The organism is Marichromatium sp. PS1, from assembly GCF_041155115.1.
Lineage (GTDB): Bacteria > Pseudomonadota > Gammaproteobacteria > Chromatiales > Chromatiaceae > Marichromatium > Marichromatium gracile.
This window is the reverse complement of sequence record NZ_BAAFHB010000001.1, coordinates 1-15,095: the sequence shown is the minus strand read 5'-3', so window position 1 is coordinate 15,095 and position 15,095 is coordinate 1. Positions and strand designations below refer to the sequence as shown.

15 protein-coding genes are annotated in these 15,095 nt (G+C 64.8%); 5 read left to right on the top strand and 10 right to left on the bottom strand.

Going from position 1 to position 15,095, the window contains the following annotated elements:
• Positions 1-3: 3 nt before the first annotated feature.
• Together ACAM26_RS00075 and ACAM26_RS00070 are read right to left on the bottom strand one after the other, a co-directional pair.
• On the bottom strand, positions 4-1,041 hold the full coding sequence (locus ACAM26_RS00075) for a M14 family metallopeptidase (protein ID WP_132228728.1): 1,038 nt from the start codon (positions 1,039-1,041) through the stop codon (positions 4-6).
• Between the two features lie 39 nt (positions 1,042-1,080).
• On the bottom strand, positions 1,081-2,502 hold the full coding sequence (locus ACAM26_RS00070) for a glutamate-cysteine ligase family protein (protein WP_369612901.1): 1,422 nt from the start codon (positions 2,500-2,502) through the stop codon (positions 1,081-1,083).
• A gap of 159 nt (positions 2,503-2,661) precedes the next feature.
• On the opposite strand from ACAM26_RS00070, the gene ACAM26_RS00065 reads away from it, so the two are divergent.
• Positions 2,662-3,399 carry a PP2C family serine/threonine-protein phosphatase gene (locus tag ACAM26_RS00065; RefSeq protein ID WP_369612900.1) on the top strand — a complete coding sequence of 246 codons (738 nt, stop codon included), beginning with the start codon at positions 2,662-2,664 and terminating at the stop codon, positions 3,397-3,399.
• On the opposite strand, the gene tadA is transcribed toward ACAM26_RS00065, so the two are convergent.
• On the bottom strand, positions 3,389-3,892 hold the full coding sequence (gene tadA / locus ACAM26_RS00060) for a tRNA adenosine(34) deaminase TadA (protein ID WP_123141437.1): 504 nt from the start codon (positions 3,890-3,892) through the stop codon (positions 3,389-3,391). The genes ACAM26_RS00065 and tadA overlap by 11 nt on opposite strands.
• 98 nt (positions 3,893-3,990) lie before the next feature.
• Here tadA and ACAM26_RS00055 point away from each other — a divergent pair, with 98 nt between their 5' ends.
• On the top strand, positions 3,991-4,653 hold the full coding sequence (locus ACAM26_RS00055) for a potassium channel family protein (RefSeq protein WP_165913433.1): 663 nt from the start codon (positions 3,991-3,993) through the stop codon (positions 4,651-4,653).
• Between the two features lie 10 nt (positions 4,654-4,663).
• On the opposite strand, the gene ACAM26_RS00050 is transcribed toward ACAM26_RS00055, so the two are convergent.
• Entirely contained in the window at positions 4,664-5,596 is a 933-nt protein-coding gene (locus ACAM26_RS00050) for an AraC family transcriptional regulator (RefSeq protein ID WP_123141439.1), read from the bottom strand.
• Between the two features lie 198 nt (positions 5,597-5,794).
• On the opposite strand from ACAM26_RS00050, the gene ACAM26_RS00045 reads away from it, so the two are divergent.
• A complete protein-coding gene (locus ACAM26_RS00045) occupies positions 5,795-6,949 on the top strand; it encodes an iron-containing alcohol dehydrogenase (RefSeq protein ID WP_369612899.1) in 1,155 nt (384 codons plus the stop codon).
• A gap of 566 nt (positions 6,950-7,515) precedes the next feature.
• The gene (locus ACAM26_RS00040; protein ID WP_369612898.1) at positions 7,516-8,613 is read left to right on the top strand and encodes a transporter substrate-binding domain-containing protein; all 1,098 of its coding nucleotides are present in this window, start codon (positions 7,516-7,518) and stop codon (positions 8,611-8,613) included.
• 90 nt (positions 8,614-8,703) lie between these two features.
• Here ACAM26_RS00040 and ACAM26_RS00035 read toward each other — a convergent pair whose 3' ends face one another.
• From ACAM26_RS00035 to ACAM26_RS00010, 6 genes are all read right to left on the bottom strand, one after another.
• Positions 8,704-9,900, bottom strand: a complete 1,197-nt coding sequence (locus ACAM26_RS00035; RefSeq protein WP_369612897.1) for a transposase — start codon at positions 9,898-9,900, stop codon at positions 8,704-8,706.
• The gene (locus tag ACAM26_RS00030; RefSeq protein WP_369612896.1) at positions 9,897-11,132 is read right to left on the bottom strand and encodes a transposase; all 1,236 of its coding nucleotides are present in this window, start codon (positions 11,130-11,132) and stop codon (positions 9,897-9,899) included. The genes ACAM26_RS00035 and ACAM26_RS00030 overlap by 4 nt, the downstream gene beginning before the upstream one ends.
• A gap of 162 nt (positions 11,133-11,294) precedes the next feature.
• Positions 11,295-12,353: a DNA cytosine methyltransferase gene (locus ACAM26_RS00025; RefSeq protein WP_369612895.1), complete on the bottom strand. Its 1,059-nt coding sequence runs from the start codon at positions 12,351-12,353 to the stop codon at positions 11,295-11,297.
• Entirely contained in the window at positions 12,350-13,087 is a 738-nt protein-coding gene (locus ACAM26_RS00020) for an MAE_28990/MAE_18760 family HEPN-like nuclease (RefSeq protein ID WP_369612894.1), read from the bottom strand. Before ACAM26_RS00020 ends, ACAM26_RS00025 begins: the two co-directional genes overlap by 4 nt.
• The gene (locus ACAM26_RS00015) at positions 13,088-14,164 is read right to left on the bottom strand and encodes a DUF262 domain-containing protein (protein WP_369612893.1); all 1,077 of its coding nucleotides are present in this window, start codon (positions 14,162-14,164) and stop codon (positions 13,088-13,090) included. It lies immediately after the preceding gene.
• Positions 14,165-14,312: 148 nt separating this feature from the next.
• Positions 14,313-14,726 (bottom strand): IS1 family transposase, encoded by a 414-nt coding sequence (locus ACAM26_RS00010; protein WP_369612892.1) that lies wholly within the window; start codon positions 14,724-14,726, stop codon positions 14,313-14,315.
• Between the two features lie 181 nt (positions 14,727-14,907).
• Between ACAM26_RS00010 and ACAM26_RS00005 the strand changes: the two genes are divergently transcribed.
• A partial coding sequence (locus tag ACAM26_RS00005; protein ID WP_369612891.1) for an IS1 family transposase occupies positions 14,908-15,095 on the top strand: 188 nt, incomplete at its 3' end.

The window sequence follows — 15,095 nt, the reverse complement described above, 5'->3', positions numbered from 1 at the left end:
CGCTCAATCGTCGCGCACGGCCAGCGGCGGTTCGCGGCGGATCATCAGATAGCAGAGACAGTCCTGACGGATCACCACCTCGTTGCGGGTGAGCATCGAGGGCATCGCCGGGCGGCGCAGCAGCAGCTCCTCGCCACTGATCCTGAAGAACTGCGCGCTCAGGTCGCGGCCCTCGGCGTCGTGCACCTCGACACAGAGCCCCTTGCCGGGGCGCACCCGACCGAAGGCCATGCCCGCCGGCAGCTCGCAGAAGTTGAGCCGTTCGAGCGCCGGGTCGAGGACCAGATCGGCCTGCTCGGGCGGGAAACCGAAGTGCACCCCGGGCGGGATGCGGGCGCGGGCGACGGTCTCGAACAGATCGAACTCACGCGCCGCCGGCAGGCGCGCGGGCAGCTCGGTGAGCTGGAGCAGGGCGCCGACGAACTCGCGCGCGTGGTCGACGCCGCCCTGCTCGCCGACCTTGCCGCACTCCAGGGTCACCGCCGGGCAGATGCCGGTGAAGGCCTGTGACTGCACCCCGGTGGGGCTGGTGAAATAGACCAGGGTGCGGGCGAACAGGCTCGCCAGCTGCAGTGTCCGGGGTTCGAGCACGTTGACGCATCCATAGTGCGGGTTGCGCCCGGTGTTGTTGTGCAGGTCGACGCTGGCGAAGGGCGCGCGTGCACGCATGGTCTCGACCACCTGGGCCATCATCAGCTGCTCCGGGCCGTGGTCGGGTGCGGCGCCCGGCCACACCCGGTTGTAGTCCGGTTGTCCGGGCAGCCGCCGGACGCTGTGGGCGGCGGCGGCGACATTGCCGATGAACAGGCTCAGCGCACGGGGCAGGCGCAGCGCGCCGTAGCGGGTCAGACGCGCGGCGAGCAGGGCGCGCACCGCCTCCCAGCCGACGGTCTCGTTGCCGTGGAGCAGCACCGAGACGAACAGCGGCGCCCGGCGCTGTCCCGGCAGATGGATCAGGGTCGGGCCGCCGAGCAGGGCCTCGAGTCCGGGCGCCGGGGTCTCGAGCAGTCCCTCCGGCAGGTGGTCGAGCTGTTGCAGCATGGCGATGGTCTCTGCGTCCTCGGGATGGTCGTCCCTGGTTCAGTCGATGCTCCATTGGTGCACCGGGTGACCGGCGCGCTGGCGTGCCAGATAGGCGGCGGTCAACCCGTACATGTCGTGGCCGTGGCGCGCCACCCAGGCGCGTTGCCAGGCCGCGCCGGTGCGTCGCCGGGCGAGACGCTGGGCGATGATGTCGAGCCAGTGTCCGCGTTCGTCCGCGCCCATCCCCAACGCCTCCAGCCCGCGATGGGCGCGCGGCAGCAGGTCGTCGCGGAGGATGGTGGCGACCTGGTGCTCGCGCCCGTCGAGCCAGCGGATGCGCGCGCCGAGCCCGGCGCGGGCGCAGTCGTAGAAACCGGCCATCGCCAGGGGGAAGGGCAGTCGCTGCTCCGGGGGGCGCGGGTCGTGGCTGAGCGCGTGCACCGCACCGAGATAGAGCGCGGTGTTGGCGATGGCGTCTGCAACCGTGGGACCGGCGGGGATCACCCGGTGCTCGATGCGCAGATGCGGGCGGCCGTCGTCGTCGAAGCCGATCAATGGCCGGTTCCAGCGCCAGATGGTGCCGTTGTGCAGGCGCAGGTGGGTGAGCGTCTCGGGTGGCTCGTCGCTGCACTGCGGCAGCAGGACCGGATAACGCGCGAGATTGGCCTCGAAGGTCTCGAGGATCGAGTGCGCGGCATAGCGCTGGCCGAAGTTGACCCGTTCCTGGAGAATCGCGCCGCCGACCGAGACCGCCTGCTCGAACAGCGCGATCCGCGTCTCCTCCCACAGCGCATGACCGAACAGGAAAGGCGAGTTGGCGCTGATCGCCACCAGCGGGCCGCTGAGGATCTTGGAGGCGTTGTAGACCCGGGCGGCGTGCTCGGGGGCGACCTGCAGGTGGATCTGGAAGGAGGTGCCGGCGGCCTCGAGCATGACGTCGTGCCAGTGCAGCTCGAGCGGTTCGTCGCCGTCGATGATCAGCGACAGCGCTCGCCCCTGGCGCAGCGCGAAGATACGGGCGTTGAGCGCGCGATAGCGCGCTAGCGGCGACATCGTCTCGATGTCGAGCTGCTCGGCGTCGATCGTCGGCAGGGTGCCGATGGTGACCACCCGCAGCCCGAGATCCTCGCCCAGCCGTTGGGCGCGCTCGAGTGGCTCGCCGAGCGTCGTGGCGAGCTGCGAGAGGGTCGTCGCGCCGAGTTCGAGCGGGGTGCCGTTGAACTCGATGTTGAACACCGAAAGCTCCGGGACCACCCGGGGGTCGGCGAGCGCGTCGAGCAGCGCCGGGGCGCGCGGGGCCGGGCGCATCGCGGTGTCGACCAGCCAGGCCTCGAGTTCGAAGCCGAGCATCGGGGGCGCGCGCGCGATCCGCCCCTCGGCGAACCAGCGCGCGAGCAGCGCGGTCTCCTCGCGCAGCCGGGTGGTGAAGCGCGCGAGATCGGCCTCGCTGAACCGGTCACTGGCGATCTCCTGGCCCATCCGCTGCCTCCACCGGTCGCAATCGTACATCCGCATTGACGTCATGGCGTTCGCTATACAGTCTATGCGGCTTGATCGTCGTCGACGCAACGTGGGTCGGCGGCAGCACAATGGAAGATCGAAACCGCCATGGTCGGCGGACGAGAGGTGGATCGAATCATGGCTCCCTGGTCGAAGGGCTTGTGTTGGAACTCGGGCGGTATCAGCGATGCCGGTCGGGTGCGGCGGGACAATCAGGACGCCTATCTGGATCGTCCGGAGCTGGGGCTCTGGGCGGTGGCCGATGGCATGGGCGGGCATCGCGACGGCGCCGAGGCGAGCCGGCTGATCGTCAGTCGGTTGGGACGGCTGGAGCGCGCACTCGAGCTGGAGTCGGGGCTGGAGACGCTGGAGCGGACGCTGCGTGCGGTCAACCGCGAGCTGGTGGCGAGCGCCGAGGGCGTGCTCGAGGCGCTCTGCGGCAGCACGGTCGCGGCCTTGCTCGCCGTTGGTGATCGCGCTGCGCTGTGCTGGGCCGGCGACAGCCGTATCTATCGGTTGCGCGCCGGCGTGCTCGAGCAGCTCAGCCGCGATCACTCCCAGGTCCAGGCGCTGGTCGATATGGGGCTGCTCTCCCCCGAGGAGGCCGAGCTGCACCCGCTCTCGAGCGTGCTGGTGCGCGCCGTCGGCGCCGACGCCCGGCTCGAGTTCGAGCGGCGTACCGAGTCGCTGCGCGCGGGCGATCGATACCTATTGTGCAGCGATGGGCTGAATCGCGACCTCGCCGGCGACGAGATCGCCCGTATCCTCTCCCAGATCCACCCCGCGGAGGTCGCCGCTCAGGCGCTGGTACGGGCCGCCTGCGAGGCCGGTGGCAGCGACAACGTCACCGCGGTGGTGGTCGACTTCACGGCCTGAGCGCGTCGCGGGCGGCCCGCGCGGCCCGGCGTCGGGCGCGGAAGAAGTCACGCAACAGCTCGCCGCAGTCCGCGGCGAGCACCCCGCCGCGACACTCGGTGCGATGGTTGAAGCGCGCATCCGAGGGCAGCAGGTCGAAGACGCTGCCGCAGGCCCCGGCCTTGGGGTCGGTCGCGCCATAGACCACCGCGCCGACACGGGCATGGACGATGGCCCCGGCGCACATCACGCAGGGCTCGAGGGTGACATAGAGCCTGGTCTCGGGCAGGCGATAATTGGCGAGCCGGCGTCCGGCGTCGCGCAGCGCCTGGATCTCGGCGTGGGCGCTGGGGTCGTTGTCGGCGATCGGGCGGTTCCAGCCCTCGCCGATGCACTGCCCGTCGCGCACCAGCACCGCGCCGACCGGGACCTCGCCCTGTTGCGCCGCGCGCTCGGCCAGGCGCAGCGCGTGGCGCATCCAGAATTCATCGGGGCTGTCGACGGCAGGCTCCACTCGGGGGTCTCCTGTGGTGAGGATGCGCGGGCGCGGAAAAGGGATCGATGCTAGTCGCCGCCCGGGCACGGGGCAAGGCGGGCACCTTCGGAGGGAAGATGAGACGACGACTCACCGAGCACGACAACTTCGGCTATCTCACCGTCGCCCTGGTGGTGCTGCTGTTCGGTACCGCGCTGGCCGACGAGCTCGGTCTGCGGCTCGGTCAGCTGCTGGTGCAGCTGGCGATCGTCGCCGCGCTGGCGCTCGGGGTCTGGGGGATGAACCGGCGCACCCACTGGTTCCGCACCCGGCTGGGGCTGATCCTCGCCAGCCTGGTGGTGATCCTGCTCGGGCGCTGGCTGGAGACGGCGGTGGTGTGGCTGCTGATCCTGCTCGGCTATCTCATCCTCACCAGCTGGCTGGCGATGGAGCAGGTGCTGCGCGGCGATTCGGTCGACTGGAACAAGATCGTCGGTGCGGTCTGCGTCTATCTGCTGATGGGGCTGGTCTGGGCGACGCTCTACATGTTGATCGCACTGCTCGAGCCGAGCGCCTTCGCCGGTCTACGCCCCGGTCCCTGGTACCAGGGCTTTCCCGAGCTGGTCTATTTCAGCTTCATCACCCTCACCACGGTCGGTTACGGCGACATCGTGCCGGTGTCCTCGCTGGCGCGCTTCTTCGCCTTCATCGAGGCGGTGGTGGGGCAGTTCTATCTCGCCATCCTGGTGGCCAGCCTGGTCGGTATCCGCCTCGCCGACTGGCGCGGCAACGGCGACTGAGCGGGTCCGCTCAGGGCCGCGAGTCGTCGGGGACCGGGCCGGCGACGCTCGCCGTGGCATGTCGCACCTCCGCCGGCGAGACCCGAAAGTGACGCTTGAACTCGCGGCTGAACTGCGAGGCGCTCTGGTAGCCGACCCGGGTGGCGGCGACGCTCGCGCGTACCCCCTGGGCGGCGATCAGCGCCCGGGCGCGGTCGAGGCGGATGCGCTTGAGATAGCGCAGCGGGGTCTCGCCGGTGACCTGCTTGAAGGCGCGATGGAAGGTCGAAGCGCCCATGTGCGCCTCGGTGGCCAGCGATTCGACGCTCAGCGCCTTGGCATAGTCACGATGGATGCGCGCCAGTGCCCGGGCGATGCGTGCATCGGCATCCTGGTGCTGGGTGAGCGCACACAGCGCCGGACCATGAGGGCCGAGGAGGGCGCGGTAGTGCAGCTCGCGCACCAGCGCCCGGCCCAGCACCTGCGACTCCAGCGGCGAGTCGAGCGCGTGCAGCAGTCGAGCTGTGGTGGCGATCATCTCGGCATCGAGCGCCACCGGCGCGAGTCCGCGCGGCAGTCCGGCGGTCTGCGGCCGCTGCGGCGCGAGTCCGCCGCAGACCAGTGCGACCAACTCGTGGAGCAGGGTCCAGTCGATGGCGACGAACAACCCGAGCAGGGGATCGCTCGGACTGGCGTGGGTCTCGCATTCGAGCGGCAAGGGTACGCTGACGATCAGATAGTGATTGGGGTCGTAACCGAAGCGGGTGCGCCCGAGATAGACGGTCTTGTGGCCGCCGGCGATGATCACGATCCCGGGCTCGTAGATCATCGGGGTGCGAGCCGCAGAGGCGTCGGTCCAGAACACGCGGACCCCGGGGATCTCGGTGTCGAAGGTGCCACTGCGCGCACGTGCCTGGTGTGCGGCGCGCAGCCGCGCGAGCGGTTGCTGAAGTCCTGGCGGCATGCTGGTGTCGTATTGTGTGATGGCCTGGAAGCAGGATCTTATCCTTTATCGGGCATGATTTGTGGACGATCCGCCCGGATTGAGCAGGATCAGGCAAGTAATCGGCAGGATCGACGGTTCAGGCCGCGATAGTCGCGGGGTAGGCTGATAGGGTCACGGGCAACGCATGCCCCTTGTACCGAATCCACAGGAGTCACGATGGACAACTTCGTCTACGAGAACCCAACCCGTATCCACTTCGGCAGCGGCCAGATCGCCGCGCTGGCCGAGGCCATCCCTACTGGGGCGCGGGTGCTGATGCTCTATGGCGGTGGCTCGATCAAATCCAATGGGGTCTATGATCAGGTGGCAGCGGCGCTCGCCGGCTTCGACTGGGAAGCCTTCGGCGGCATCGAGCCCAACCCGCGCTACGACACGCTGATGCGCGCGGTCGAGCGGGTGCGCGCCGGTGGCTTCGACTATCTGCTCGCCGTCGGCGGCGGCTCGGTGATCGATGGCACCAAGTTCGTCGCCGCCGCCGCGTGCCATCCGGGCGACGATCCCTGGGCGATCCTCGCCGAGCAGGCGCCGGTGCGCGAGGCGCTGCCGCTGGGTTGCGTGCTCACCCTCCCGGCGACCGGCTCGGAGACCAATATCAACGCGGTGGTGACCCGGGCGGAGCGCAAGCTCGCCTTCTACAGCCCGCTGGTGCGCCCGCGTTTTGCCATCCTCGACCCCGCCACCACCCTCAGCCTGGCGCCGCGCCAGATCGCCAACGGGGTGGTCGACGCCTTCGTCCACGTCATCGAGCAGTACCTCACCTATCCCGCCGATGCCCGGGTGCAGGATCGCTTCGCCGAGGGCTTGCTGCTGACCCTGATCGAGACCGGCCCCAAGGCGCTCGACGACCCCAATGATCTGGCGCTGCGCGCCGACATCATGTGGGCCGCCTCGCTCGCGCTCAATGGCCTGATCGGCTGTGGCGTGCCGCAGGACTGGGCCACCCACCGCATCGGTCACGAGCTGACCGCGCACTTCGGCATCGACCACGGGCGCAGCCTGACCATCGTGCTCCCTGCGCTGATGCAGGCCCGCCGCGCGGCCAAGCGCGACAAGCTGCTGCAGTACGCAGAGCGGGTCTTCGGGATCGACCAGGGCGAGCCGGAGGCGCGTATCGATCAGGCGATCGCGCAAACCCGAGCGTTCTTCCAGCGCATGGGTGTCGAGACCTCGCTCGCCGACGCCGGGCTCGACGCCACCGCGATCGACACCCTGGTCGCCGGCCTGGAGGACAACCACCTGCTGCCGCTCGGTGAGCGCGGCGACATCGGTTCGGCCGAGGTGCGGGCGATCCTCGAGGGCGCGCTGCGCTGAGCGTTGGCGGCGTACGCGTTCGGCAGGGATGCCGGCGCGGTCTCCACTCAGGCGGTCGAGGACGACACCCGGGCAAGCCATAGCCCCACATCGCGATGCTCACGCCGCGCGCGCCGCCTCCGCGCGCGGCCCTTGAGCAGGAAACCGACCACGCGACAGGGCGCGCGGCGGCGCTGTCGACTCGGGCGGGGATGGCCGGTAGATCCCCGATTGAGTCGGTGTCTTTTCGCTTGTTAGCTTGATGTCTGGCGTTCTTACTCGTCCGGCAGGGACGCCCCTCAAGTGCTCGAGAATCACACCCGAACACGCCGCAACCCTCGCCAGATCGCAACACTCTCGCTGATCCAAAATCCTTGAGCGGGAAACCGGTGTGCTTGACGAAACGCTCGGGCGCGATGTCGAGACGGCGGCATCAGGCAGGCGCCTAACTGTACGTGCGCGCCCTTTCTCCCGGTGCCAGGCAATCGCTGCAACGCTCCTGTTAGTATGGCTGCTGTTCGAGAGCCGCACCGCTGGCGCATGGCCGGTTCGCGGCGGACGAGACAGGCGTGCGAGGAGTATCCGCCATGAAGAGCGTAGGGCGTCAATCACCGCTGATCTTGATCGCCTTGAGCGTGTTGTTGTCGCTCATGACGCCTGCAGAGGGCGGGGCCGACGAGCCGTCGGGCGAGCGCGAACTCGTCATCGCCACGCGTGATGCGCCGCCCTTCGCCATCAAGCGGGAGAAGGGCTGGGATGGCATCACCATCGAGCTGATCCGGCGTATCGCCGACGAGGAAGGGTTCCGGGTCCAGTTCAAGGAAATGGGACTCGACGAGATGTTGGATGCGGTTGCCGCTGGAGAGGTGGATGCGGCCGCCGCCGCCCTGACCATCACCGCCGAGCGCGAGCAGCGGGTCGACTTCACCCATCCCTTCTTCACCTCCGGGCTCGGGGTGGCGGTCCCGCAGCGCCCCGAGCTGACCTGGTTCTCCGCGCTCAGGCGCGTGGCCTCGGGTGCCTTTTTGCAGTCCTTGGCGGCCTTGCTGGGTGTCCTCACCTTACTCGGCGCCCTGGTCTGGCTCGCCGAGCGTCGCCACAACGAACAGTTCTCCGGCAAGCCGGCCAAGGGGATCGGCTCGGGCATCTGGTGGTCCGCCGTCACCATGACCACCGTCGGCTATGGCGACAAGGCCCCCGTGACCTTCGCTGGGCGGCTGATCGGGCTGGTCTGGATGTTCACCAGTGTGGTGGTCGTCTCCAGCTTCACGGCGGCCATTGCAAGCTCGCTGACCGTGGGCGAGCTGGGTCAGAACGTGAGCGGGCTCAGCGATCTCTACGGCAAGCGGGTGGTGACGGCCGAGGACAGCACCAGCGCCCGTTTCCTCGACCAGAAGCTGGTGCGCTACAGGTCGGTCGCGGATGTCTCCGAGGCACTGGAGGCGCTCGCCGCCGGGCGGGCCGATGCCGTCGTCTATGACCTGCCTATCCTGAGACACCTGGTCAGCTCGGAGCATGCCGGTGAACTCCGTGTGCTGCCGGGCATTCTGCTGCGGCAGGATTACGGCATCGCGCTTCCGCCGGAGACCGAGCTACGCGAGCCCGTCAATCGATGGATTCTGCGCATGATCCAGAGTCCGGAATGGACGCCCATGATCGAGGGCTACCTCGGTCACGCGGGCTGAACGGGCGCGTTCCCCGTCGAGTGATGCCGACGCCTTGAGCTGAAGATGGTCCGCTGCGAGTCTCCCCTGAGACGCTGGTGTGACCTCCCTTCAAGCGGCCGAGAACAACAGTCGGGCGCGCCGCAATCCCCGCAGATAACGACACTCGCGCCGTGCCGCGAGCGCCGTCAGCCGCTGCGGTGCGCCGATCGCCGACCCGAACCCCTTGAGCAGGAAACCGGCGTGCTCGACGAAGCGCTCCGGCGCGATGCCGAGCCGGGTGAGGATCTCGGGCAACTCCGCCGGGATCGCCCCGCGCTTGCGTGGATGCAGGGCGCGACCGAGCGAGTCGACCAGGGTCAAATAGCCGTCGAAGGTGAAGGGGATCGTTGCCGGGAGCTCGGCGGGGTTGCCGAAGGGCAGTAGTGGGGCAGGGGGCAGGCGGTTGAGGGCCGCTTCCCAGAGGTTGGTGCTGCGGGCGTCCGGTGAGGCGTCGTTCTCGGGTTCGGCTGGTGTGGGTGCGTGACTGGCTGGTGTCTTGCGCTGATGGGGAATCGGTCGTTGCGAACCGGGAGAGACCTCTGGTGGTGTCTCCGGCCCGACATCCGGGCGGTACGCCACGTCGAGATGCTGCCCGATTGCCGTACCCTCATCGCCCGCGCGCAAGGCGGCGATCCGTGCCGCAATCCCGGTATGCGCACTCTCCTCCGGCGTCTCCGCGATCCCCGCCCGAATCGGGTTGAGATCGACATAGGCCATCACTGCCAACAGCGCCGTCTCATCGAGGATCGCCTGTGAACGGAAGCGTCCCTCCCAGAACCGTCCCCGAACCCCATCCTCCCGATTCGCTGCCCGCGCGATCGACTCGTTCAACACCCGCATGAACCACGAGAGATCCGCCAACCGCGCCCGATAGGTCGCGACCAACCCCGCGACCCCATCCAGCTCCGCCTCGGTCATCCCCGCCCGCGTCGACGGCGACAGAAACCGTTCCACCACCATAGGCCCCCGGAACAGACACCGCCAGCGCCGCAGCACCTCGGTATCCGACCACCCCGCCGCCCGATTGGCATCGACCCGCACCACCAGATGCACGTGATTGCTCATCACCGCATAGGCCGCGACATCGATCGCGAACACCCCCGCGAGCTGACGCAACCGCAACTCCACCCAGCCGCGCCGATGCTCGAAACTCCGCCCGGTCAGCCGATCGAAGCCACAGAGATACGCCCGGCGCACGCACCGTGTGACGACGTGATACCAGGGCGTATCAGACAAGGAGACGAGCGCGGCGCGGGGACGAGTCATGGGGCATCTCCGCTGGGGGTGTTGGGAGAAGCGTAGGAGAGGGCCTTGGGAGCGTCAACGGTAAGTGGGTGTCCCTTTATAACGCGACACTCGCGCCGTGCCGCGAGCGCCGTCAGCCGCTCCGGCGCGCCGATAGCCGACCCGAAGCCCTTGAGCAGGAAGCCCGCGTGCTCGATGAAGCGCTCCGGCGTGATCCCGAGCCGGGTGAGGATATCGGGCAGGTTCTCCGGGATCGCCCCGCGCTTGCGTGGATGCAGGGCGCGACCGAGCGAATCGACCAGGGTCAGATAGTCGTCGAAGGTGAAGGGGATCGTTGCCGGGACCTCGGCGGGGTTGCCGAAGGGTAGTAGTGGGGCAGGGGAGAGGCGGTTGAGGGCCGCTTCCCAGAGGTTGGTGCTACGGGCGTCCGGTGAGGTGTCGTTCTCGGGTTCGGGCGGTGTGGGTGCGTGACTGGCTGGTGTCTTGCGCTGGTGGAGAATCGGTCGTTGCGAATCGGGAGAGACCTCTGGTGGTGTCTCCGGCCCGACATCCGGGCGGTACGCCACGTCGAGATGCTGCCCGGTCGCCTTACCCTCATCACCCGCCCGCAACGCGGCGATCCGCGCCGCGATTCCGGTGTGGGTACTCTCCTCCGGCGTCTCCGCGATCCCCGCCCGAATCGGGTTGAGATCGACATAGGCCATCACCGCCAACAACGCCGTCTCGTCGAGGATCGCCTGTGAACGGAAGCGTCCCTCCCAGAACCGTCCGCGTACCCCATCCTCCCGATTCGCCGCCCGAGCGATCGACTCGTTCAACACCCGCATGAACCACGACAGATCCGCCAACCGCGCCCGATAGGTCGCGACCAACCCCGCGACCACTTCCAGCTCCGCCTCGGTCATCCCCGCCCGCGTCGACGGCGACAGAAACCGTTCCACCACCATAGGCCCCCGGAACAGACACCGCCAGCGCCGCAGCACCTCGGTATCCGACCACCCCGCCGCCCGATTGGCATCGACCCGCACCACCAGATGCACGTGATTGCTCATCACCGCATAAGCCGCCACATCGATCGCGAACACCCCCGCGAGCTGACGCAACCGCAACTCCACCCAGCCGCGCCGATGCTCGAAACTCCGCCCGGTCAGCCGATCGAAGCCACAGAGATACGCCCGGCGCACGCACCGTGTGACGACGTGATACCAAGGCGTATCGGACAAGGAGACGAGCACAGCGCGGGGACGGGTCATGGGGCATCTCCGCTGGGGGTGTTGGGAGAAGCGTAGAAGAGGGCCTTGGGAGCGTCAACGGTAAGTGGGTGTCCCTTTATTTCCTAAAACGGTAAGTGGGTGTCCCTTTATTTCCCTTTATTTCCTTTATTTCATTTGTCCCAGACGATGAGCTGGTGCGGATCAGTGCATGTGGGCCTGCACATGCCCAACGAGCGAACGAGCGATGAGCTCCCCAAGCCGAACGGGCACGGCATTGCCGATCAGACGCCCCATCTTATTGAACTTAATCGGAGCGCCAGGTGGGGCGAATGCGTAAGACTTCGGGAAGGTTTGGAGCATTGCTGCCTCTCGGAGCGAGATGGCGCGATCCTGGTCTGGATGCCCGAATCTTCCGTTGCCGTACCCAAAACATTGCGTGGTGATGGTCGGTGCGGGCTGATCCCATTCCATTCGTCCGTAGACGCTCGGATAGGTGGCTCCTGTATCCTTCCGGTGGCATGATGCCTGCAACTCTTCGGGCCAATCTCGCCACGTCCCTCCAGGGCGCGACTTGCGAATCCTCGACAGGTTCAAAGGACTCAAGGACGAGGCAGTGTGCAACTCGTCTTGGGGATCGCGCTCGCCAGCCTTGATCGGGGGGAGCGAGCCGATCGTCTCGTACACTGTCACCTTCCGAGCTTGATCCTGCGAAAGCTCCAGACCTTCGCTGCCAAGTCTCGATGCAAGTAGCACCAGGCGCTTTCGAGTCTGCGGAATACCTATCGACGAGCATTCCACGATTTGCCACCATTTCTTGTAGCCAGAAAGGCTCTTGAGGAATTGCTGGAAGACCGGGTGATCCACCAGTTGCGGGACATTCTCCATGGTCACTAGGTCGGGCTTGATTTTCTTGACCAAGCGGCCGAAGGAGGACACCAGAGGCCATTGCGACTCATAATCGCTGTTCCGTCCGCTGCGACTGTAGGTGGAGAACGGCTGACATGGGGCGCAACCTGCGAGCAATGTGAAGTCGGCGCCCTCATAGAAGGGCATGATGTCCTCGGCTTTCAGCTTCCCGACATCGCACTCCAGGAACGAGGCGGAATTATTCGCCTCGAAGGGGAACTTGCAGCTCGAATCAATATCCACTCCTGCGGCCACCTGAATGCCACCACGAATGAGGCCATGTGTGAGACCGCCCACACCACAGAAAAGATCGACCCCCACGATTCGAGGCATGTTCTTTGGATTGCGGCTCATGCAGGTCGCCTCTCCGGGAGGAGATATTCGAAGCTATTAATGTATCTGATGAAGCAATTCACAACTTCTTTCAGATAATCTACGGTTTTATCCTTCAATTCGATGAGCCGCCCCACAGTGATATCTTCGGCACACTGCGCGAACGAGATGGATCCGTGCGCGAGACGATTTCTTAGTTGCTTCACCAAGGCGAGCGGCCCTAGATCGTTCCGGAAGGGCTGCTTGATGGCTCTGTAGACGGGCTGACTTACATCCAATTGGAAGCCCAGCCGCTTGCTGAATGCTTCGATCTCTGAGTCGTCCCAATTGCCACCGCCCCCTTTTTCGATGTCGAAGATTTCGATCGGCAACGAGTCCATCAGATTTTCGCAAAGGCGCAATGCGCTCTCCAGTCTTTTCTCTGGTGTCAATTCGATGTGTGTGCGAGCTGTTACGCGCACCCACTCGCGCCTCATCGAGTCGCTAAGGTCGCCAGGCTTCCATTGAGCATTCTCTTTCGCGGCCTCTGAAACTGCTTCGATGCAGCGGGACATCGTTGCTTCGACAAGGTTGTACAACTGCAAATACACGCTCGAATAAAGGATTCTTTGTTGTTGGGTAGTAATGGGATGTTCTGCGCCTTCGATCCGTGGCGGCCCTTGTTGGGCCTGAGCTTCTATGGTCGAAAGGAAATTCAGATATTCCTCGACTTCCTCTAGTCGCTCTTGGAATACGATGGCTAGGTTGCTGCTCATTCACTCACCCAGCAGTCGATTTCGCACGAAACCAGTACGTTCCTGTAGGCGTGCGATAGCATTGGCACCGTCCGAACCAGTGACCGTCTTGAATTCATTACTGGTCAACCATGGCTTCACGTCCTCAATGTCATCGTGGACGAGGCCGGGACGCTCGTTCAGTGCGAGGCGCGATCCCACGGCAATGGCTTCGAACCTAGCCCTGGGGGTGGCTTTCCCTTTTTGAGTCTTGCGGAAGCCATACGGGAACACACGTTCAATAAAGTCAATGGTCTCCTGGAAGCGGGCACGGTACTGATTAGCCAATTCCGGATTATCGGCTGCTTCGATATTCATCTTTTTGACATAGTTGAAGATGAACTCGGACGGACGATCCTTGTAGTCCTCCAATCCATCGCTGTAGGCAAAGAAGCGGGCAACGAGTTCTTCACGCTCGCGCTCTTTCAAGCCTTTCTTGGATACAGGTGCCAGAGCAACAAACTTCGGAAGCATAGAGAGTTCGATGATGAGGTCCATGAAAGGACCAGCAAGAGCACCACGGCGGACCTCGGCCATGTTGGCGATCTTGCTACCCGTATTGATCCGCTCGAACATGTCGAAGCGTGCCTGCTCATCGGCATGCTCGTTGAGCACAATGCCACGTATCGAGCGATTTTTGATTTTCCTCTGACGGGAATCGGGGAGGTCGGAGAACTTGAAGTGAGACAATGCCGTCAGGCTTTTCAACTCACCGAGTCGAAGATCACCCAGCACGAATTCCTCGATCGACCGCAGTCGCTGCGAGCCATCAACGATTTCCAGCTTTCCGTCCGGCATTTCCCAGAAGAAAAGGAATGGAATGGGAAGACCCAAGATCAGAGATTCGATGAATCGGGATTTTCGATCATGCTCCCACGTGTATTCGCGTTGATATGCGGGAACGACGAACTCGCCCTTGATCATCTTGCTGGCCAAGAGTTCAACGGAATACTCCGTCAAATAGAACTCGATCCTCTTGGAAAGCTCGACGATTTGAGCTTCGGCTTGTGCGATCTCGTCCTCGGACTTGATGCGCGCCAGTTCTTTATGATTTTTCATGTCTTCTCGTCCGAGTTCTGCCTGGCGCGCCGCTCCGATACCTCGGCGGATGGGGCCGTGTCATGCGTCATCCCCAATTCGACCAGCGGTAGTGCCCTGACCGATAGGATTTTGAATCGCTCAATGTGTTTGGCTCACCCGCAGTGAGTCAAGCGCACATCGTTTCGTTGTAGTGATGAATGAAGTGCCAGAGTGCACCCAGATGGTTTTCCTGGTTTTTCGAGAATGCGAGCGACTTTCTCACCAAGCGGGAGATACGCTGCCGGAGTGTACCGTTAAACCGTTCGATATGGTTGGTTTCCCCTTGTGACTTCGCACTGGGATAATGTCGGTGTGCCGGGATGATCCGCGCATAGGCGCTCCAGAAATCTGTGTAGACGGGAGCGGAAGTCTGATATTGCGCTGGGATGGAATCCCACAGAGCCTGTGCGGAGCGCTCCGTACGATCGCCAACATGGACCCCGACGATACGCCGGGTCAGGCGATCCATGGCGAGCCAGATCCATTGTTTGTTCAGGCGTTTTCCGACAAAGGACCACAGTTCGTCGCACTCCAGGATCACTCCGTAGGGTGTGGTGTTTTTTTTAGCGCGACCTGACGAGGAACCTTCTTGTACTTCTCGTTCACGTAGTTCTGCAGCCAAGCCTCGGAGACCTTCACCGCACGGGCAATTCCGGCCAGGGAGATTTTGGTAGTGCCCTGACCGATAGGTTTCGATAAGATCAGAATCTCTTGCTTTAAGGATGAAGAAGATGTATCTGACATGTCCGCAGTGTCACTCCAACCATGTGACCAAAAATGGATTCAACCGGCTGAAAAAGCAGTTGTACAAGTGTCAAGATTGCGGTCGCCAGTTCGTTCTCCATCCTGCCAAGGGGCCGGTTTCTCAGGAAACCCGCGAACTGATCGATCGGTTGCTGCTGGAAAAAAT